The organism is Microbacterium sp. Au-Mic1, from assembly GCF_021341785.1.
Taxonomy (GTDB): Bacteria; Actinomycetota; Actinomycetes; order Actinomycetales; family Microbacteriaceae; genus Microbacterium.
In genome coordinates, this window is the sequence record NZ_JAJTTF010000011.1 from 125997 (window position 1) to 145740 (window position 19744).

The following is a 19744-nucleotide window of genomic DNA, read 5'->3' on the forward strand; positions in this document are numbered from 1 at the left end:
TGCACGCCTCTCAGCGTGGATTCTCACGCCGCCATTCGACGTAGTGCGCGACCGCGCCGGGCAGATCGAACGCGGGCTCGAATCCGGTCTCGGCACGCAGACGAGTGATGTCGAGGTACGGCGCGCCCTCCACCGCCCCTTCGACTGGCGCCGCCACGATCCCGGATCCGGGAAGCGCGGCGTTCAGCGCGTCGACGAGCTCGCGGGCGGTGAACGGAACGCCGCTCGACACGTTGTACGCGACGTGCGCGAGGGCGGGCGCCGTCATGAGCAGCGCGATCGCACGACCCGAGTCGGGCGCATAGCCGAAGTCTCCCGCGACGGAGGACAGCGGGCCCGGACGCTCACCGCGCAGCACGGCGCTCACGGTCGCCGGCACAGGGTTGAAGGGAGACTCCGGATCCATCAGCGGCCCCCAGGTGCTGCCGATGCGCAGCAGCGCCGGCTGCACGTCCGTGCCTGCGAGGGCGTACAGCGTCAGCGGCTCGACGGCCTTCTTGAAGGCCGCGATCGGATGCGGCGGCACGGCGAGCGGCAGGGGGAGCTCCTCGGTCCACGGTCGCTCGTCGCGCCCCTCGTACGAGCTGATGCTGCCGGCGACCGCGAACCGGTCGACACCCCAGGTCCGCGCGGCCTCGAGCGCGGCGAACAGCGCCGCCGAATCGCGCCGGTAGTACGGGATCGGATCCGGTTCCGGGATGCTGCCGGCCAGGTGCACGATGCCGCCGATGTCGTGGCGGTCGCCGAGCGCGAGGAATGTCTCACGGTCGGCAACATCCACGATCTCGACGACGACGCGACCTTCGAGGAACGACGGAAGGTCCGTGCGCCGGTGCGCCGTGATGACTACCTCCTCGCCGAGGTCGGCCAGCGCGGCCGCGGTGTGCGCGCCGATCATCCCGAGACCGCCGGTGACGAGGATCATCGTGCGTCCTCCTGCGTCGCGGTGCGTCCGACGTTATCCACGAGATAGTGCAGATGCGTGACGTCGGGCGCGGATACCACGTCGTGGATCCGGAGCGCGATGTGCTGCGGAAGCTCATGGAAGAAGCGACGTCCGGCGCCCAGCAGCACGGGCACCTGGTGCAGGATGAGCTCGTCGACGAGCCCGGCCTTGAGCGCGTCCGTGACGAGGACGCCGCCCATGAGCCCCACGTCCTTGCCGCCGGCGAGACGCTTCGCCGTGTCGACGGCATCGGCCAGCCCCGTGCTCACGATGGTCTGACGCTCGTTCGCTGGAGGGAACGACGCGTGCGACAGCACCACGAGCGGCGCGGTGGGATGCGGCGCTCCTCCGGCGAAGTCGTCCGAGTCGGTGTAGGTGGTGTGTCCGGCCAGGCTCGCCCCGACGCGGGAAGCGAGTGCGTCGAACACGCGCACGCTCGGCGCCGACAGGCGGAAGCCGGCGAACACCGTGCTCGGCACTTCGCCGCCGCCGTACCAGTCGAACAGCACTCCGCCGTCGCCGAGCCCGTGCCCCGGACGCGGATCCCTGCCCGTGATGAAGCCGTCGACGGAGACGGACAGACCGCAGATGACCTTGCTCATGATCGAACCTCCCGCTCGTGGATGACTCCGACGATAGGAAGGACGACGGTGCGGGCGATTGAACAGAACGCGCATCGATCCGCAGGCGATGGCGACCGGGACCGCCGACCCCACGGCGAAGGGCTGGGCACCCCACACGGGCGCCCAGCCCTTCGCGATCACGCCTGTTCGCGGGTCAGGACCACTGGGTGGACAGCGGGATCCGCACCTGCTTCATCCACTCCTTGCGCTGGAAGTCGCGCGCCTTGATCGTCACGGACTTCGCGCCGACCTCGACCTGCAGACCCTGGTTGAAGCCGCCGGGCACGACGGACTCGCCACCCGAGCCGTTGTCGGTCCAGCCGGTCTGGATCGCACCGGTGTTCACCACGTTGAAGCCGTCGAGGTTGCCGGTGCCCGCCACGATCCGGCGCGCGTACCAGTCGGAGAGCGCCAGATCCCAGTGCGTGTGCCCCGTGAACAGGAAGACATCGGGGTGGCGCCCCAGCAGATCCAGCAGGCGGTCGGTCTGCAGATAGTCCGACATGTAGAGCTTGTTCCGCGAGCCCGAGACGGTGTTCGGCAGCGGGTGGTGGCTGATCACCATGACGGGACGCTTGCGGTCGCGCCAGTACCAGAGCCGGTCCTCGAGCCAGGCGAACTGCGCGTCGCTCATCCACACCTCATCCCAGAGAGTGGCGTCGTGGTAGTGCATGTACTTCTCGGTGCCGATCATGAGCACCGGGACGTCGCCGAAGACCTGCTCGTTGTAGATGGTGTTGCGGCCCGCGAAGTTGTAGAAGCTCTTGAACAGCGAGTCCTCCGTGGTGCCGTTGGGCCAGGTGGCCTGGGCGAGAGTGTTCGGGTCGGAGTACTTCGGCACGTAGAACTCGTGGTTGCCGATGGCCCACGCGAGCGACTTCGGTGCGGGGTTCGCGGCGAGCACCTTGCTCACCTGCGCGTACTCGAAGTCGTAGCCGCGCGGGGTGATGTCACCGGCGATCGCGATGCCCTTGCTGCCCGGGTTGATCTGGGCGATGTCCTGCAGCGCAACCGCGAAGTCGGCGAGGTCGCCCTGGATGTCGCTGATGACGTTGAAAGCGGTGACGGATCCGCCGCCGTTGCCGTTGCCGTTGCCGTTGTTGCCCTGTCCGTTGCCGTTGCCCGGCCCCGTGCCGTTGCCGTTGCCGGCGGGCAGCACCCGCGCGGAAGCCGAGGCCGCCGTCTCTACCGCCAGGAGCGCCCCGGCTGCGGCACCGGAGGTGATGAGTGAGCGTCGAGAGATCACGATGTTCCTTTGCTGTCGCAGAACCGTCTGTCTCTTCGAGATCAGCAAAGGCACGCGAACAGCGCATGAACGGACGACGACATCGTGGCCTCGATCGGCGGCCGAGGTCGAATCGCTGCGCCGAGTGTGCGCATTGGGCCGGATCCCGCACACGGCGATGCCGGGCGTCCCGTCTGGGAGCGCCCGGCATCGTCGTGATTCGGCGGGATCAGGACCGGATCCGGATCAGGACCGGATCCGGATCGGCGACCCTGACAGGATCCTGATCAGCCGTCGGAACCCGCGGCCGTGGTGGTCACCTTCGTGCCGGCGTCCTTGTTGGCCTTCTGCGCGTAGTCGTTCGTGAAGGTCTTGGAGATGTCGACCTTCGAGGTGTCCAGACCGAGCTGCTTCTCCATGTCGAGCACCGTCTTGGGTCCCCCGGCGGGCATGATCCCGTCGGGCAGGAACTGCCCCTTGTCGGTGGTGAGACCGGCCACGTACTGGTCCTTGGTGATCGTGGAGTTGTTCACGTACTCGGCGGGCAGCTTGTTCGCGATGTCCGCCGCGGAGTGCTGGTCGATCCAGTGCATCGTGGCGACCAGGGCGTTCACGACCCGCTGCGTCGCGTCCTTGTGCGCGTTCACCCACTCCGAGCGGCCGAGCAGACCCGCCGCCGGCCACGCTCCGCCGAGCGCCTTCTGCGCGCCCTCGGTGGTGGCGAGGTCGACGACCGTGTCGGCGACCTTCTGCGTGGTGAGCGCGGTCACCGTCGGCTGCGTGGTCATCGCGCAGTCCGCCGAGCCCTGCTTGAGGGCGGCGATCGCGGTCGCGCCGGCGTGCACGGCGACGGTCTGGTAGTCGCTCGTGGACAGCCCGCCCTTGTGCGCGATGAACTGCGTGAGCTTGTCCGTGCCCGAACCCAGGTCGGTGACTCCCATGTTCTTGCCCTTGATGTCGGACGGGTTCTTCACGCCGCTCTTGTCGGTGCACATCAGACGCTCGCCCGGGGCGCCCGACAGCTGCACGACGTCGATGACCTCCTTGCCCTTGGGCTGCAGCTCGATCGTGTGGTTGTACCAGGCGCCGGCGAAGTCGACCTGGCCGGAGATCATCGCGTCCTCGGCGCCGACGCCGCCGTTCTGCTCCGTGGAGAGCTCGACGTTCACGCCGAACTTCTTGTAGAAGCCGAGCTGGTCGGCGAGTTTGTACGGCAGGTAGATCTGCTTGTCGATGCCACCGACCATGATCTTCACGGTCTCAGGCGAGGAGCCGTTCGCTCCGGCGGTGCTGGATCCGGAGGATCCGGACGCTCCGCCGCTGCAGGCTGCGAGGCTGAGCATCAGTGCTCCGGCCGCCGCGACGGCGACGATGCCGCGCTTGTTCATGTGGGTTTCCTTTCGTTGCGCCGATCGGGCCGGCGTTCCTGGTGAGGAGGGATTGCGAGGGGAGGGGATCAGATCGACGAGGCCTCGGACCGCGTCGGCGGGCGCCAGCGCAGCACGCGCTTCTCGAGCAGGGAGATCAGGTACTCGGCGACGAGCGTGAACACAGCGATGATGACCATGCAGGCGAACACCGTGTTCGGGTCGAAGGATCCCTGCGCCTGGCTGATGATGAGGCCGATGCCGCGCTGTGCGCCCAGCACCTCCGCGACCAGCGCGCCGATGATGGCGAAGCCGAAGGCCGTGTGCAGGCTCGCGATGATCCACGTCATCGCAGACGGGATCGTGACGTGGCGGGCGACCTGCAGCGGCGACGCACCCAGCACCCGCACGTTCGAGACGAGGTTCGGATCCACCTCCCGCACGCCCTGGAAGGCGTTGAAGAAGACGGCGAAGAACACCAGCACCGCGGCGAGGAGCACCTTGGCCGGCATTCCGAGACCGAACGCGACGATGAAGATCGAGCCGAGGACGATGCGCGGGATGGCGTTGATGATCTTGATGTACGGACCGCACACCTCGGCCAGATAGCGATTGCTGCCGAGCAGGATGCCGGCGATCATGCCCGCGAGCGTGCCGACCGCGAAGCCCAGCAGCGCCTCCTGCACCGTGACCCACAGGTTCTCCCAGATGGATCCGAAGGCCGTGCCCACCGTGAACAGGTGCACCAGGCTGTCCCACACGGCGGTGGGCTGACCGAAGAAGAACTTGTCCACCCAGCCCATGGCCGTGAACAGCTGCCAGCCGCCGAGCACGACGGCGGCGAGCCCGATCCGGCCGACCCACACCCACACGGTATGGCGACGGCGGGCGCGGCGGCCCGCGGCCTGCAATTCGGCTTCGGTCTGGATCTCGGGACGGAAGAAGTTGCGCGGGTCGTCGGCCGCGTAGCCGAGCGATCCCGTGATGTCGGTGCGGGGCGGAGTGTTCACCGCAGCGATCCCGGCGTCGGAGATCCGCTCCGTCGCCGCGGTCATGCTGCCACCGCCGCGGTCTGCGCGTAGGCCCGGTCGACCTCTTCGCGCAGCGACTCCCAGATCTGGCCCTGCAGCTCGAGGAAGCGGCCCTCATGGCGGATCTGCTGCACGTCGCCGCGGGGGCGGGGCAGGTCGATCTCGAACACGTCCTTCACGGTGCCGGGGCTCGAGGTCATGATGACCACCCGGTCGGCGAGCGCGACGGCCTCGTCCAGGTCATGCGTGATGAACAGCACGGACGGCCGCAACTCCTCCCACAGCTGCAGCAGCTCGGTCTGCATGATCGCCTTGGTCTGCACATCCAGCGCGCCGAACGGCTCATCCATGAGCAGGATCCGCGGACGGTTGATGAGCGCTGCCGCCATCGCGACGCGCTTGCGCATACCGCCGGACAGCTGGTGCGGGTAGCGGTCCTCGAAGCCGGCGAGCCCCACGCGGCGCAGCCAGTCGAGGGCCAGCGCCGTGGCCTCCTTCTTCGGCGTGCCCGTGAGCACGGGGCCGACCATGACGTTGTTCAGCACGGTCTTCCACGGGAACAGCGAGTCCGCCTGGAACATGTAGCTGACCCCCTGCGTGATGCCGTCGACGATGCGGCCGCCGACGCTCACGGATCCGGCCGACGGCTTCTCGAGGCCGGAGACCTGCGCGAGCGTGGTCGACTTGCCGCAGCCGGTCGGTCCGACGATCGCGCAGAACTGACCCGGCTCGACGGTCAGCGACACGTCGCGGATCGCGGTGAAGGTGTCGCCCTTCGGGGTGAGGAAGCGCTTGGTGAGGCCGACGATCTCGATGCCGGCGGCGGGTCCGCCGACATCGGGGGCGCGGCCGGCGCCGGGGGAACGTGTGTCGCTCATGGCACGAAGACCTCTCTGTCTGTGTCTGCTCGCCGCGGCGACGACGCCGGGCGATGGATCGATGCTCGCCCGCCGCCCGCATCGCTGTCGTGCTTGCGCGCATTGCCCGCCGTTTCGGGCGTTGTCGCACCTTTTGGGCGTTCTGTGCACGGTCGCGACATGACGGACGGTGAGAGAATCCGGTGTGATGCGACGACGGATCCGGAGACTGTCGAGCCTGATCCTGCTGGCTCAGGTCGCGATCCTCAGCGCCTCGCTGCTGATCGGGTTCGTGCTGTTCGCGATCACCGCCCGCGCCAACCTCACCAGCGACTACCAGGACCGCGCGGCGGACATCGCGCAGACCTTCGCCGAGATGCCTGCCGTGCAGGGCTGCCTCTCCTCCGGCGGCGGCGCCTGCGACGACGTGCAGCAGCTCGCCACGGCGACGACGCAGCGCACCGGCGCCGCCTACGTCGTCGTCATCGACATGGACCGGGTGCGGCATTCCCATCCGAACCCCGCCCTGATCGGCAAGAAGGTCTCGGAAGACATCATCGCCCGCGACGGCGAGGTGCATCGGGGCACCGACGTCGGATCGACCGGCACGACCGCGAACGCCCGCGTGCCGGTGTTCGCGGGCTCCACCCGCACGGTCATCGGCGAGGTGTCGGTCGGCATCAGGGAGTCGAGCGTCGCGGCGGAGCTGCTCGGACAGCTGCCGATCTACGCGACCTGGATCGTGCTGGCGTTCGCGATCGGGACGGCGGTGTCGTTCGGCCTCGCCGCACTGCTGAAGCGTCGCACGTTCGGACTCGAGCTCGACGAGATCGCCCGCCTGCTGCAGGAGCGCGAGGCGACCCTGCACGGCATCCGGGAGGGCGTGATCGCGATCGATCCTGCGGGGCGGATCACGGTGGTGAACGACGAGGCCCAGCGCCTGCTGCGCCTGCCCGAAGGCGCTCGTGGGCGTCGCCTCGACGACGTGCTCGTCGCGAGCCCGATCCGCGAGGCGCTCACCGGCACGACCGAGGTGAAGGACGCGATCGCCGTGACCGACGCGGGCGTGCTCGTGCTCAACCGCATGCCGGTCACCCTCGCCGGGCGACCGCACGGCGCCGTGCTCACGCTGCAGGATCGCACCGAGGTCACCGGCCTCACCCAGGAGCTCGACGGCGAGCGCAGCTTCGCCGAGTCGATCCGCGCGCAGCAGCACGAGTTCTCGAACCGGATGCATGCGGTCGCGGGGCTGCTCGAGCTGGGGCGGACGGAGGAGGCGCTGCAGTATCTGAACGAGATCCGCGGCACCTCGGCCGACCTCGACCGCACCCTGCGCACCCACGTGGGCGCACCCATGATCGTGGGCCTGCTGCTGGGCAAGGCCGCGGAGGCGAACGAGCGCGGCATCGATCTGGCGATCGCGCCCGAGACGGATCTCGGATCCGCATCCGATCGTCTGCAGGCGCTCGTCACGATCCTCGGCAACCTCATCGACAACGCGTTCGACGCGCTGTCCGACTCCCCCGGGCCGCGCCGCGTGACCGTCGCGATCGTCGAGACCCCTGACGCCCTGACCGTGCGCGTCGCCGACAACGGCCCCGGCGTACCGGACGGCTCCGTCCCGCGCATCTTCGAGAGCGGCTACACGACCAAGCGCGGGGCCCTGGCGCGGCACGGCGGGCTCGGACTGTCGCTCGTGCACACGACGGCGAGCCGGCTCGGCGGCACCGTCTCGGTCGCAAGCGACGGCGGCGCCGCGTTCACCGTGGTGATCCCGCGGTCCGGCGGCGAGTCGGCTGCGGAAGCTGTGAGCACGGACGCGCCGGGCTCTGCAACCGCCGCCCCGACGCAGGGAGGCGTCCGATGACCGACTCCGAGACCACGGTGCTCGTCGTCGACGACGACTTCCGCGTCGCCAGCGTGCACGTCGGGTTCGTCGAGGCCGTGCCCGGCTTCCGCGTGGTGGGACAGGCCGGATCCGCCGCGGAGGCGCTGCGGCAGGCGAAGGACCTGCGGCCCGACCTCGTGCTCATGGACGTGTACCTGCCCGACGGCGACGGACTCGAGGTGGTGCGGCAGCTGCTCGCGGATCCGGATCTCTCGACGGGCACGGGGACCGGGCCCGCGGTGATCGTGATCTCGGCCGCGAACGACCTCGCGACCGTGCGCCGCGCGGTGCAGCTCGGCGCGCTGCACTACCTCGTGAAGCCGTTCGGGTTCGCGGAGCTCGCCGAACGGCTGACCGCATACCGGAACGCGCAGGAGCGGATCGCGGCGCTCGGCGACGCCGCCACGCAGGACGACGTGAACCGGCTCTTCGATCTGCTTCGCCCCGGTCCTGCTCCCGCACCCGAGGAGGGACGCCGGCTCGCCCCCACCCTCCAGGCGGTGCTCGACGCGGTGACCGCACGGCGCGCCGACGTGTCGGCGCAGGAGATCGCCGCGTCGATCGGCATCAGCCGGACGACCGCGCAGCGCGCTCTCACGCAGCTCGAACAGTCCGGCCTCGTGCGCCTCGAGCTGCGCTACGGCAGCACCGGCAGACCGGAGCACCGGTACGCGGCGCGGAGACGCTGAGGCTCGGCCTCCTGCCGCCGCACTCCCGTGTCTGGCGTCAGAGGGACTTCAGGAGCTGGTCCGCCTGAGCCACCCCCGAGCTGTACGACGCCGACACCGTGCTCGTGCGCATCCCCGCCCAGAACAGGACGCCGCTCACGGTCGCCGACATGTGGTTCGCATTCCCGCCGCCGCCATACGGTCCCCACGAGTAGGGTTCGTTAGCCCAGTCCGTCATGACGGCCTTGTGGTAATTCAGGCCCTGGTCTCCGGCGGATCGGCGAACGACCTCCAGCACCGCCTGATACTTCTGCTCGAGCGGGAGGGCGTGCAGCTCCTTCGCAGCGGCGCCCGTCTCCCAGCCGACGACGACCTGGCCCTTGTAGCCGGGATACGCGACCGAGGCGTTCCACAGCGTGGTCGGGGAACCGTCCATGGTCTCGGCATACCCCCAGTCGTCCGTGCCGTTGGGCGTGAACACCCTGTCCTTGAACTCGAGCACGCACTTGAAGATGTCCTCGTACGTGAACGCGTCGAAGGCTGCCCACTTGTTGGCCGGCAGCCCCGGGGAGAAGGCGATGTCGCGACGCTTCATCACACCGGCGGGCACCGCGAAGATCACCCGGCGCCCGAACATCACGCCCTTCGAGGTGCGCAGTTCGACGCCGCTGGCCGTGTAGGCGACCTCCTGCACGACGGTCTGCAGCAGCACGGGCACCGTACCGGCGATGACGCGCAGCAGCTGGTCGTAGCCGCCGATGATCTTGTAGTCGCCGTCGTCGTAGCGCGAGTCGTTCGGATCCAGGATCTCCTGCGCGGGCGCCTGCTCGGGATGCAGGGTGTAGCGGATGCACTTGCGCAGCGGGCCGGCGACCTCCGACGCGGCCGTGTTGTACAGCGGCTCGCTGTCGTCGGTCAGCCGGTAGTTCAGGCCGCTCGGCGTGTTCGCCGAGGTCACCCCGATGCGCGCCAGGTAGGCGTCCGCCATCTCCCCGGCCTGCACGGCCGGCAGCTGCTTGTTCTGTCCGGCCGGATCGTACGGCACGAGGGAGGCGGGCATGCCGAGCGGGAACAGCCACGACGTCGGCGAATCCCACTGGTGCCACTGCGACGACGGCGAGGACGAGGGCGCGTTGCCGAGGCGGATGTAGTTGTTCCGGAACATCCGCATGTCGAACCCGGCCTGTTGGATCCAGGGGTAGGTCGATGCATAGGGACCGCCGTGCACGAGTTCGCACCCGCGCTCGACGGGGATCCCCATCGATGTCCGGTCCGTGTACATGCGACCGCCGATCCGGTCCCTGGCCTCGACGATCGCCACTCGCAGCGCCGGATTCTGGTCGATGAGCCGGCGCGCGGCGCCGATACCCGCGGATCCTGCTCCGACGACGATCACGTCCCATGTGGTCTTGTCCCCCGTCGCATGCGCGAGCGACGGCGCCCCGTTCCCGTGGCCGTTGCCGGGGGTTGTCGGCGGTGCCGCGACAGCGCGGGTATCGGCGACTCCGGCGGTGGCGATTCCCGCGGCGGCCGCGAGGCCGCCCAGCAGGATTCCGCGACGACTGATGTTCTCCATGGTGCAACTCCTTCGTTGGTGGATCGGTGGGGCAGGCACGACGAGCGACCGCGCACCCCGGGGGGCGCGACGAACACCGGTTTGCGCGTCATCGCGCGACCGCGCGCCGGGGTGGGTCCCGCGCGCCATGCCGTCTGCGGGTGGCGTGCGGGGATCGGATCGGATCCTGGATGCGCCTACTCGGCGCTGGACACCTCGGGCACGCCCCATCCGTAGGCGAGCTTGTGGACTTCGAGCACGAAGAAGGACTCCGTCGAGACGACACCGTCGAGCGCGCCGATCTTGTTCTCGAGCACGTCGACGATGTGCGCCACGTCGCGGCAGATCACCTCGACCATGACGTCGAACTTCCCGCTTGTGATGACGACGTAGCTCGTCTCGGGCAGCGCGGCGAGCGCTGCGCAGATCGCGCGGGCCGTTCCAGGCCGCACCTGCACGCCGATGAGCGCCAGCCGGTCGAAACCGATCGCGAGGGGGTTGGCGATCCCGACGACCTGCAGCACCCCCTCGTCCTCCAGCTTCTTCAGCCGGTAGCGCACCGAGGAGGCGGGCACGTCGAACTCGTCGGCGAGGCTGGAGAAGGTGCGGCGCCCGTCCACCTGGAGCGCCGCGATGATGCGGCGGTCCAGGTGGTCCAGGCCGTCAAGCTCGTTCACGGGATCGAGGCTATCGCGAGGAGGGTCGGGATCCGGTGCATCAGTCGAGGTGGATCACGCCGGTGCGCAGGTCGCTCATGTCGAGCAGCGTGTGCTTCCCGCCGATGCGGCCCCAGCCCGTGCGGCTGCCGCCGACACCGCCGAACGGCATGTTGATGTCCCAGAACCCGTTGCTGTCGTTCACGATCACCTGACCGGTGCGCATCTGCTCCACGAACCGGTAGGCACGGCTGAGATCCTTCGTGAAGACGGCGCCCTGCAGCCCGAGCGCATCGTCGTTGGCGATGCGGAGCAGTTCGTCGTCCGAGTCGGCCGAGATGATCGGCACGACCGGCCCGAAGGTCTCGGCGACGCTCAGCAGGGCGTCGGGCGCGACACCGTCGACGACCGTGAAGTCGTAGTAGAGATCGGTCGGGAAGCCCGCGGCGCGGCCCCCGCCGACCACGAACTCGAAGCCGCGCTCGCGCGCCTCGGCGAGGTGTGCATCGACCTTGCTCGCGGTGGCATGGTTGTTCATCGGGCCGAGCGTGGTCGCGGCGTGGAACGGATCGCCCAGCACGGCCTCCTGCGCTGCCGTGCGGGCAGCCTCGACGAAGCGCTCACGGACGGAGCTCGCCACCAGCACGCGCCCCGTGGCGCAGCAGACCTGGCCGGCGTTGTAGTAGGCCCCGCGCACCGCAGCCCGCGCAGCCGCCTCGACGTCGGCGTCGTCGAGCACGACCACCGGGCCGTTGCCGGACGCCTCGATGATCGAGCGCTTGAGCCCGGCCGTCGCGACGATCTTCTCGGCGGTCGCGGAGGATCCGATGAAGCCGATCGCGTCGATGCCGGGATGCGAGACGAGATCCGCCCCGAACGCACCCTCGCCCGGGAGGACGCTGACCAGGCCGGCCGGGACCCCCGCCTCCTCCAGCACCTCGACGGTGGCGAGGAGCGTGAGCGGCGTGTGCGTCGGCGGCTTCACGACCAGCGCGTTGCCCGTCGCGAGGCCGGGGGCCGCGAACTCGGAGAACATCAAGACCGGGAAGTTCCACGGGATCACGATCGCCCAGGTGCCGACGCCCTGGTAGAAGGTCCACATCCGCTTGTGGGTGTCGTTGGCCGGCAGGGTCTCGCCGTGCAGGCGCACCGCGTCCTCGGAGTGCAGGTGGAACAGCTGCGCGGTCTCGTCGATGTCGGCGTAGGACTCGGTCAGCGGCTTGCCCTGCTCGAGCGTGAGTAGGCGGGCGAGCTCGTCGCGCTTCGCGGCGATGAGGTCACCGACCTTGTGCAGGATCGCGGCACGCTGCCAGACCCCGACACGGCTCCAGGCCCGCTGCGCCTCGCGTGCGGCCGCGACGGCCCGGTCGAGGTCTTCGCGCCCCGGCACGGCGACCGCGGCGATCACCTCTCCCGTGACCGGGCTGACGATATCGGTGGTCTCGCCGGACGCGGCGTCGACGTACTCGCCGGCGATGTAGAGCTGTGTGTGCGGGACGAGGACGTCGGCCGCGGTGGCGACGGTGTTCATGGTCATGATGATGGGTTCCTCTCAGGGGATCGGGTGAAGGGGAGCGTCAGACGGCTTCGTCGACGGTCTGCGGCGGAAGCCCGTTGCGACGGTCGCGGGCACGGACGAACGCCCAGATCACGACGCCGAGGGCGAGGATGCCGATCGCGATGCTCAGCTCGAGGATCCCGCCATAGCCGGTGATCGAGAACCCGGTCGCGCCGACGACGACGATGATCGCGAGCAGGACGGCGAGCGCGATCGAGACCGGCACGAGGAAGTCCGGCAGCCGGATCGGGCGCGCCGCGTTCGGGCGGTCCTTGCGGAGCAGGGCGAAGCCGGAGACCGCGAGCACGTGCGTGATCACGTAGCCGAGGTTGCCGGTGACGATGATGGCGAGGGGCTGCTGCAGCACCACGAGCAACACGATGTTCAGCACGAGCATGACGTTGAGCGCCCGCATCGGGATGCCGCGTCGGTCGAGCTTGCCCACGGCCCGGACGGTGACGCCCTCCTTGCCCATGTTGAAGAGCACGCGTGAGGAGTCGGCCACGGAGGTCAGCATCACCAGCACGAGCGAGGCGATGAGGCAGAGCACCATGATGTTCGCCGCCGCGTCCGAGGGAACGAGCTTCGCGAATGCCGCGACGAAGAACGTCGCCGGATCCTTGATGATCGCCGCCTCGCCGGCGAATCCGCCGAGGGTGATCGGGACGAGGAAGAAGACGCCGAGGCAGAACAGGGCCGCGGCGCGGATCGCGCGCGCCGTGTCCTTGACCGGGTCGCGGTACTCCGAGGCGAAGGTCGTGCAGACCTCGACGCCGAGCGTGGTCCAGGCCATCACGTAGAGCCAGACGAGCGCGGTGTGCAGGCCCTCCCACCCGCTCAGCTTCCAGGTGAGCTCGCCAGGGTGCCACCCGCTGCTGAACAGCGGCAGCACGATGAAGACGAACAACGGGACCATGAGGATCGCCGCGGTGATGTAGACGAAGGTCATCGTGACGCGCACGCCGATCGCGTTGATGGCGTAGAGCGCGAAGATCACGACAAGGCCGATCACGATCGGGAAGCTGAGGTGGATCGGACCGAACGCGAGCTCCCAGGTCTGGTCGGGGAACCACTGGGACTGGATGATGAGGCCGGTCAGCGCGCCGTAGGTGGCGAGGTTGGATCCCCAGGGCAGCCAGTAGCCGACCCCCGCGACGGGCGCGAGCCAGGGTGCGCGACTCTTCCAGGCCTCCGCCGCGAAGCCCGCGATGCCGCCGGAGGACTCCGGGAACATCGTGGACAACTCGATGTAGATCCAGTTGACGACGAACGCGATGACCATCGAGACGGCCCAGAGCACCGCGGCCCCCCAGCCGCCGAGCCCCGCGATGGATGCACCGAGCGTGGCGATCAGGGCCGCCGGCATCGTCATCGACATCGCGAAGGCGTCATACCAGCGCAGCTTGCGCGGGAGCTTCTCCTCCACCGCGTCGCTCGGGTGCGACGTGACTTCCGTGCTCATGGGACTCCTCGACTCTCTCCGTTGAGTGCACGATGACGGGCAAACTCGCCCATCTGTGGCCCATCCTTGCGAAGAGTTGCGGAATGCGCAAGCATCAACCTGTACTTTTCATGAGTCAGCATCCACAAGCCCATGGACGCTCACGATTCATCAACGTCAGCGAGGAGCAACGATGCCGCAGACCGCCTTCGAACGCATGCCGGCCCCGGCGTCCGCCGTCGAGCACGCCCTCCGCGGCACCGAGCAGCGGGTGTTCTGGCTCGACGACGCCACCCCCGAGCGCCACGACGCGCTGACCGGTCGCATCGACACCGACCTCGTCGTCGTCGGCGGCGGGTACGCAGGGCTTTGGACCGCGCTGCTCGCGACCGAGCGCGATCCGGGCGCCCGGGTGACGATCCTCGAGGCGAACCGGATCGGCTGGGCGGCGTCCGGACGCAACGGAGGGTTCTGCGAGGCCAGCCTCACGCACGGCCACGACAACGGGGCGAGTCGCTGGCCCGACGAGATGGACGCCCTCGAACGCATGGGCGCCGAGAACCTCTCCGAGATCGCCGCGACCGTCGAGCGCTACGGGATCCGCGCCGATCTCGAACGCACCGGCGTCGTGAAGATCGCGACGGAGGAGTACCAGCGCCGTCAGCTCGCGAGCGCTCGCCACGACGACCGGCACGTCTTCCTGGACGGCCCAGAGCTGCGCACGATGATCGCCTCCCCCACCTACCGCGCCGGCCTCTGGGACAAGGACGGGAACATCCTCGTGCACCCGGCGAAGCTCGCGTTCGAACTGGCGCGGGTCGTCGCCGACCGCGGTGTGCGCATCTTCGAGCGCTCCCGCGTCACGGAGATCCGTCGCACCGATCGCGGCGTCGTGGCGATGTCCGCGGCCGGTGCGGTGCACGCGGAAAGGGGGGTGCTCGCGACCAACGTCTTCCCCTCTCTCCTGCGCCGCAACCGTCTGATGACGGTGCCCGTCTACGACTACGTGCTCGCGACCGAGCCGCTCACCGCCGCGCAGCGCACAGAGATCGGCTGGCAGGATCGGCAGGGGCTGGCCGACATCGCCAATCAGTTCCACTACTACCGGCAGACCGCCGACGGCCGGATCGTGTTCGGCGGCTACGACGCCGTGTACCACGCGGGAGGCCGGGTCAGGGAGCGCTACGAGGACCGCCCGTCATCCTTCCGCCGCCTCGCCGAGCACTTCCTCACGACCTTCCCCGCACTCGAGGGGATCCGCTTCACGCATCGTTGGGCCGGGGCGATCGACTCCTGCTCGCGGTTCTGCGCGTTCTACGGCACGAGCCACGGCGGTCGCGTGGCGCACGCCGCGGGCTTCACCGGCCTCGGCGTCGCCGCGACGCGCTTCGCCGGCAACGTCATGCTCGACCTGCTCGACGGCCGGACGACGGAGCGCACCGCCCTGGAGATGGTCCGCGCACGGCCGACCCCGTTCCCCCCGGAACCTGCCGCGACGATCGGCATCAACGCAGTCCGCTGGTCGATGGATCGCGCCGATCACCGGGAGGGCAGGCGCAACCTGCTGCTGCGCACGCTCGACGCCCTGGGGATGGGCTTCGACTCCTGACCCGGCGCGCCGCACGGCGCCGCGTTCTGAGCGAGGGTCGTTTCGAGCGGGGTCGTTGAGAGAGAGCGCCCGCCCACCCCGAGGTCGGGACGACGCGAGGCGCGGCTTCCCAGGGGAACCCGCGCCTCGCTCGCCATACCCGTCGAGGCGGTTACTGCACCCAGCCTGCGCGGGCGCTGCCCCAGCCGGTCTCGGTGTCCCAGCCCGTGGCGACGGACTGGGTCGTGGTGGCGCCGTTGAACGTGCGCACCGAGTAGACGTAGCCGCCGGAGGCGTCGAGCCCGTTCGCGAAATCGACGCGGATCGCGCCCTCGTCGATGCCTGCGCCGGTGACGTCGTGGAAGCCCTGCCCGTGGGTGCCGTAGATCAGCGGGTTCAGCAGACCGAACCCGGTGCCGCCGTTCGCCTGGATCTTCAGCGCCGTGATTCCGGCGAACAGCGGCGACGCGAGACTCGTGCCGCCGATGCGGTACGTGTCGTACGCTGCCGTGCCCGTGAAGGTCTGCGTCTGGCCGACGAGCATGCCGGTGGTCGGGTCGCCGTCCATCGAGACGTCCGGAACCGCGCGTCCGCCGTTGGGGCTGACGACACCGGCGTCCTTCTGGTACTGCGGCTCGGCGATGTTCGACGAATAGCCGCCGCCTCCGCCGTAGAGGAACGCGTCGCTCTGGGTCCAGGCGCCGCCCTTCAGCACGTACTTCGACGTCTGCCAGCCGGTCTCACCGGTGAGCCCCTGGTCCGTGATCGCGGTCGACGTGCCGCCGACGGCCGTGACGTACGGATCCGAAGCGGGGTAATCGGTCTGCGCCGAGCCGAGACGCGCGGCCTCGTCGCCGTCGTCGCCGCTGGAGAAGACGTAGCTGATGCCCTGGGCCGCGCCCTGCAGGAATGCGGTCTGGTACGCGAGCAGCAGCGACGGCTTCACGACATCGCCCGCGCCACCCCAGGAGTTGGTGACGATGTTCGCGACGTTCTCGTCGTTGATGCGCGTGAACGTGTCGAGCAGATCCGGATCCATGCAGCTCTTGCCCGCGTAGTAGCGGATGTTCGCGCCCGGAGCCATGGCGTGCACCGCCTCGACGTCGAGCGTCTCCTCGCCGTACCAGCCGGCCATGCCGCACTGGTGATTCGACTTGTTGCTGTTGACGTTGGTGTACGCGTTCGGCACGTTCTGCGAGAACTGGCCGGCGGCGAACGGCTTGTCGCCCGTGTCGGTGGCGTACCTGTTCGCGTCGGCCTCGACCGTGGGCGAGGCATACGCGTCCGTGATCGCGACGGTCACGCCGGTGCCGTCGTAGCCGCCCGTCAGCCCGGCTTCGTAGGCGTTGCGCAGCTGCGGACCGGTGTACCCGCACGGCGAGTACGGCAGCGTCTTCCCGTCGAACGCCGGCAGCACCGTGCCGTCGGGTGTCGCCATGTTGCCGGGGTTCGCGGATCCGTAGGTCGTGCCGCAGACCGGCGAGTTTCGGAATCCTCCGTCCGGCGGGGCGGGCTTCTGCGTCTTCGGCTCGACGAGCGACGGCGTCGTGTCCAGGCCGTCCACGGCGATGACCGCGCCCGCGAGGGCCCCGGGGGTGGTCGCGGCGCCGTCGGGCGACTGCACCGTGAGCCCGTCATGCGTGTAGTTCGAGATGGTCACGCCGAACGCCTTGTTCGCGTTGCCCACCCCGCCCTTGACATCCACGTAGCGGTGGCTGGGATCGACCGCGGTCTTCAGCCCAGCCCCCTGCAGCCAGGACGTGACGGCGTCGACCGTCGCCTGCGGCGCATCGAAGGTCGCGTGGTACTGGTCCGCCGAGAGGAACTTCCGGTACTGCGCGGATCCGGGCGTCGAGACCGCGGTCGCGAGCGCCGAGAGTGCGTCCATGCCGCCCGCCGGGGCGAGGTACACGCGGGCGCTCACCGCACCGTTCGCCGGGCCGCCCTTGGTCGCGTGGCTGAGCCAGCCCGGTGTGGAGTTCGGGATCGGGCTCGGGGGCGGCGGCGCGGCGCTCGCGGCGCCTGCTCCGGCGAAGGTGGCGGCGACGGTGGCGACGACCGCGAGGGTGACGCCGAGGACTTTTCTACGCATCCGGGATCTCCAGACATCAGGTTCGGTCCTCGGCGGTCGCCGGTGACCGAGGGCGATGCTATTCCCGTGCGACGGCGCGGCGCGAGAGGGGCAGCGCCGTCGGAACCAGGCTCACAGCGCACGCATCAGGTTCTCCCAGCCGACGCATTCCCGCCGTTCGAACGAGAACCCGGGGCCGACCGAGACGCACAGTCCGCCCGCGATCTCCGCCCTAGCGGAGAACTTCTCCGTCCGTGACGATCAGGCGCAGGGCACGCCCGGACGACAGCACGGCGAGGTCGCTCAGCGGATCGCCGTTCACGGCGATCAGGTCGGCTTTCGCCCCCTCTCGCACGACTCCGAGACGCCCGGATTCGCCGATGATCTCGGCTCCGGTGAGCGTCGCCGAACGGATCACCGCGAGGGGGTCCTGCACCCTGCCGCGGATCGCGAACTCTTCGAGCTGGAACGCAAGCCCCTCCCCGTGCAGATCCGTGCCGTAGCCGATCCTCACACCGGACCGGTCGGCGAGTGCGAGCGATTCGAGTCCTCGCTCGAAGACCTCGACCACGGCGGTGCGCTTGGCGGCGTCCAGGTGCTGCCCGGTGTGCCCCTCGACGATCGCCCAGAACGTGGCGAGCGTCGGGACGTAGTAGGCGTCCCTCTCGAGGAACAGCGCGATGCACTCCTCGTCGAGGAAGTTGCCGTGCTCGATCGTGCGCACGCCGAGCCGCAGCGCCCTCGACACCGCCTCCGCCGAGTAGACATGCGCCCCGACGTAACGATGGGCGAGGGCCGCCTCGTCGACCGCGGCGAGGATCTCCGCCTCCGAGAAGCCGAGCGAGTCGATGCGCATCTTCGAGATCACGCCGCCGGAGAGGGTGAGCTTGATGTGATCGGCGCCGTCGCGCAGCTCCGCCCGCAGCGCGCGGCGCACCTCCGCCTCGCCGTCGACGACCCGCGTCAGCGCGTGCCCTCCCGTGGGGGCGAAGATCGGTCCCCCGGCCTTGAGCCGCGGGCCCGTCAGCAGCCGTTCCTCGATCGCGCGGCGCAGCCCGGTGTCCGCGCCGCCCATGTCCCGCACGGTCGTGAAGCCGCGCAGCAGCATGCGGTGCAGCACCTCGGCGGTGCGGGCGGCATGGTAGCTCGGCGACCAGGACAGGATCTCCGTGAAATCGCCCGACGCCTGCGTGACGTGGGCGTGCGCGTCGATCAGCCCGGGGAGGACCGTGCTCCCGACGACGGAGAGCTCCTGCGCGCCGGGCACGGTGCGCGTCGACGTCGAGATCTCCACGATGTCTCCGTCGTGCGCCACGATCGTGCGCGGCGACGACACCTCACCGGTCTCCACGTCGAGGATCGACGCATCGCGGAGCACCAGGGTCGATCGGGTACGGGGACGGGTGCGACGCGGATCGCTGCGAACGGGCATCTCGGTTCCTCTCAGACGAACTCGACGTGCGGGATCGAATCGAGCAGGGTCCGCGTGTACGGGTGCTCGGGGTGGTCGAAGACGCGGTCGATCGGGCCCTCCTCGACGAACTGCCCCGCCTGCATCACGACGACGTCGTCCGCGACGTGCCGCACCACCGAGAGGTCGTGCGAGACGAACAGGTACGACAGATCGAGGTCCTTCTGCAGATCGTCGAGCAGGTTCAGGATCTGGGCCTGGATCGACACGTCCAGCGCCGACACCGGCTCGTCGAGCACGAGCACCTTCGGGTTCAGGGCGAGCGCACGGGCGATGCCGACGCGCTGGCGCTGCCCGCCGGAGAACTCCCCCGGACGACGCGCCGCCATCTCCGCGCTCACGCCGACCCGATCGAGCAGGTCGTCCACGGCCGTGCGGTCGTACCCGCCGGTGATCCGCAGCGGCTCGGCGACGATCTCGTGCACCGTCATCCGCGGATCCAGGGCCGAGTACGGATCCTGGAACACCATCTGCATCCGGCCGCCGAACTGACGGCGCTGGCGCGGCGGAAGGCGCGTGATGTCCTGCCCGAACGCGCGGATCGTGCCGGATGCGACCGGGCTGAGTCCGAACAGCGACCGGATCAGGGTCGACTTGCCGCACCCCGACTCGCCGACGAGGCCCAGGGTGCGGCCGGCGGTGAGCCGGAGCGACACCCCCCGGACGGCCTGCACGCCGCGGCCCCGGCGGATCGCGCCGCGTCGGCCGTAGGTGACGTGCAGGTCGGTGACCTCGATCAGCGGCTCTGCGCCGTGCGCCGAGCCGCCCTGCGGCGTGGTGCTCGCGGAATCCGACATGA

At 69.6% G+C, this 19744-nt stretch carries 16 protein-coding genes; 3 read left to right on the top strand and 13 right to left on the bottom strand.

The genetic code is table 11. The features are described 5' to 3' along the window. Window positions 1–10: 10 nt before the first annotated feature. From LXM50_RS14950 to LXM50_RS14975, 6 genes are all read right to left on the bottom strand, one after another. Window positions 11–925 (bottom strand): NAD(P)-dependent oxidoreductase, encoded by a 915-nt coding sequence (locus tag LXM50_RS14950; protein WP_233312274.1) that lies wholly within the window; start codon window positions 923–925, stop codon window positions 11–13. Beyond that, window positions 922–1548, bottom strand: a complete 627-nt coding sequence (locus LXM50_RS14955; RefSeq protein WP_233312275.1) for a dihydrofolate reductase family protein — start codon at window positions 1546–1548, stop codon at window positions 922–924. The genes LXM50_RS14950 and LXM50_RS14955 overlap by 4 nt, the downstream gene beginning before the upstream one ends. 175 nt (window positions 1549–1723) lie before the next feature. Continuing rightward, window positions 1724–2815, bottom strand: a complete 1092-nt coding sequence (locus LXM50_RS14960; protein WP_233312276.1) for a metallophosphoesterase — start codon at window positions 2813–2815, stop codon at window positions 1724–1726. 266 nt (window positions 2816–3081) lie between these two features. Continuing rightward, window positions 3082–4182, bottom strand: coding sequence for an ABC transporter substrate-binding protein (locus LXM50_RS14965; protein WP_233312277.1), 1101 nt, complete (start codon window positions 4180–4182; stop codon window positions 3082–3084). Between the two features lie 68 nt (window positions 4183–4250). Beyond that, complete coding sequence (locus LXM50_RS14970; protein ID WP_233312278.1) at window positions 4251–5216, bottom strand: ABC transporter permease; 966 nt, start codon at window positions 5214–5216, stop codon at window positions 4251–4253. Then, window positions 5213–6070 (bottom strand): ABC transporter ATP-binding protein, encoded by an 858-nt coding sequence (locus LXM50_RS14975; RefSeq protein WP_233312279.1) that lies wholly within the window; start codon window positions 6068–6070, stop codon window positions 5213–5215. Before LXM50_RS14975 ends, LXM50_RS14970 begins: the two co-directional genes overlap by 4 nt. A gap of 187 nt (window positions 6071–6257) precedes the next feature. Here LXM50_RS14975 and LXM50_RS14980 point away from each other — a divergent pair, with 187 nt between their 5' ends. Beyond that, on the top strand, window positions 6258–7916 hold the full coding sequence (locus tag LXM50_RS14980) for a sensor histidine kinase (protein WP_233312280.1): 1659 nt from the start codon (window positions 6258–6260) through the stop codon (window positions 7914–7916). Continuing rightward, a complete protein-coding gene (locus LXM50_RS14985) occupies window positions 7913–8626 on the top strand; it encodes a response regulator (RefSeq protein WP_233312281.1) in 714 nt (237 codons plus the stop codon). The genes LXM50_RS14980 and LXM50_RS14985 overlap by 4 nt, the downstream gene beginning before the upstream one ends. A gap of 37 nt (window positions 8627–8663) precedes the next feature. Here LXM50_RS14985 and LXM50_RS14990 read toward each other — a convergent pair whose 3' ends face one another. The 4 genes from LXM50_RS14990 to LXM50_RS15005 all read right to left on the bottom strand — a co-directional run bounded on the left by LXM50_RS14990 (window position 8664) and on the right by LXM50_RS15005 (window position 13836). Then, window positions 8664–10181 carry an NAD(P)/FAD-dependent oxidoreductase gene (locus LXM50_RS14990; protein ID WP_233312282.1) on the bottom strand — a complete coding sequence of 506 codons (1518 nt, stop codon included), beginning with the start codon at window positions 10179–10181 and terminating at the stop codon, window positions 8664–8666. A gap of 176 nt (window positions 10182–10357) precedes the next feature. After that, complete coding sequence (locus LXM50_RS14995; RefSeq protein WP_233312283.1) at window positions 10358–10837, bottom strand: Lrp/AsnC family transcriptional regulator; 480 nt, start codon at window positions 10835–10837, stop codon at window positions 10358–10360. Window positions 10838–10877: 40 nt separating this feature from the next. Then, complete coding sequence (locus tag LXM50_RS15000) at window positions 10878–12353, bottom strand: aldehyde dehydrogenase (protein ID WP_233312284.1); 1476 nt, start codon at window positions 12351–12353, stop codon at window positions 10878–10880. A 40-nt stretch (window positions 12354–12393) separates the two neighbouring features. Then, window positions 12394–13836, bottom strand: coding sequence for an APC family permease (locus LXM50_RS15005; RefSeq protein WP_233312285.1), 1443 nt, complete (start codon window positions 13834–13836; stop codon window positions 12394–12396). 172 nt (window positions 13837–14008) lie between these two features. On the opposite strand from LXM50_RS15005, the gene LXM50_RS15010 reads away from it, so the two are divergent. After that, on the top strand, window positions 14009–15424 hold the full coding sequence (locus tag LXM50_RS15010; protein WP_233312286.1) for an FAD-binding oxidoreductase: 1416 nt from the start codon (window positions 14009–14011) through the stop codon (window positions 15422–15424). A 151-nt stretch (window positions 15425–15575) separates the two neighbouring features. Here the strand turns inward: LXM50_RS15010 and LXM50_RS15015 are convergent, their stop codons facing one another. The 3 genes from LXM50_RS15015 to LXM50_RS15025 all read right to left on the bottom strand — a co-directional run bounded on the left by LXM50_RS15015 (window position 15576) and on the right by LXM50_RS15025 (window position 19742). Further along, on the bottom strand, window positions 15576–17495 hold the full coding sequence (locus LXM50_RS15015) for a protease pro-enzyme activation domain-containing protein (protein ID WP_233312287.1): 1920 nt from the start codon (window positions 17493–17495) through the stop codon (window positions 15576–15578). Between the two features lie 211 nt (window positions 17496–17706). Then, a complete protein-coding gene (locus LXM50_RS15020; RefSeq protein ID WP_233312288.1) occupies window positions 17707–18906 on the bottom strand; it encodes an amidohydrolase family protein in 1200 nt (399 codons plus the stop codon). 11 nt (window positions 18907–18917) lie between these two features. Then, window positions 18918–19742, bottom strand: coding sequence for an ABC transporter ATP-binding protein (locus LXM50_RS15025; protein ID WP_233312289.1), 825 nt, complete (start codon window positions 19740–19742; stop codon window positions 18918–18920). Between the last annotated feature and the right edge of the window lie 2 nt (window positions 19743–19744).

Excerpts from the sequence above, each read along its gene's own strand:
- LXM50_RS14950 (WP_233312274.1), bottom strand. The coding sequence starts at position 925 with ATGATCCTCGTCACCGGCGGTCTCGGGATGATCGGCGCGCACACCGCG.
- LXM50_RS14955 (WP_233312275.1), bottom strand. The coding sequence starts at position 1,548 with ATGAGCAAGGTCATCTGCGGTCTGTCCGTCTCCGTCGACGGCTTCATC.
- LXM50_RS14965 (WP_233312277.1), bottom strand. The coding sequence starts at position 4,182 with ATGAACAAGCGCGGCATCGTCGCCGTCGCGGCGGCCGGAGCACTGATG.
- LXM50_RS14970 (WP_233312278.1), bottom strand. The coding sequence starts at position 5,216 with ATGACCGCGGCGACGGAGCGGATCTCCGACGCCGGGATCGCTGCGGTG.
- LXM50_RS14975 (WP_233312279.1), bottom strand. The coding sequence starts at position 6,070 with ATGAGCGACACACGTTCCCCCGGCGCCGGCCGCGCCCCCGATGTCGGC.
- LXM50_RS14980 (WP_233312280.1), top strand. The coding sequence starts at position 6,258 with ATGCGACGACGGATCCGGAGACTGTCGAGCCTGATCCTGCTGGCTCAG.
- LXM50_RS14985 (WP_233312281.1), top strand. The coding sequence starts at position 7,913 with ATGACCGACTCCGAGACCACGGTGCTCGTCGTCGACGACGACTTCCGC.
- LXM50_RS14990 (WP_233312282.1), bottom strand. The coding sequence starts at position 10,181 with ATGGAGAACATCAGTCGTCGCGGAATCCTGCTGGGCGGCCTCGCGGCC.
- LXM50_RS15000 (WP_233312284.1), bottom strand. The coding sequence starts at position 12,353 with ATGACCATGAACACCGTCGCCACCGCGGCCGACGTCCTCGTCCCGCAC.
- LXM50_RS15005 (WP_233312285.1), bottom strand. The coding sequence starts at position 13,836 with ATGAGCACGGAAGTCACGTCGCACCCGAGCGACGCGGTGGAGGAGAAG.
- LXM50_RS15010 (WP_233312286.1), top strand. The coding sequence starts at position 14,009 with ATGCCGCAGACCGCCTTCGAACGCATGCCGGCCCCGGCGTCCGCCGTC.
- LXM50_RS15015 (WP_233312287.1), bottom strand. The coding sequence starts at position 17,495 with ATGCGTAGAAAAGTCCTCGGCGTCACCCTCGCGGTCGTCGCCACCGTC.
- LXM50_RS15020 (WP_233312288.1), bottom strand. The coding sequence starts at position 18,906 with ATGCCCGTTCGCAGCGATCCGCGTCGCACCCGTCCCCGTACCCGATCG.
- LXM50_RS15025 (WP_233312289.1), bottom strand. The coding sequence starts at position 19,742 with ATGTCGGATTCCGCGAGCACCACGCCGCAGGGCGGCTCGGCGCACGGC.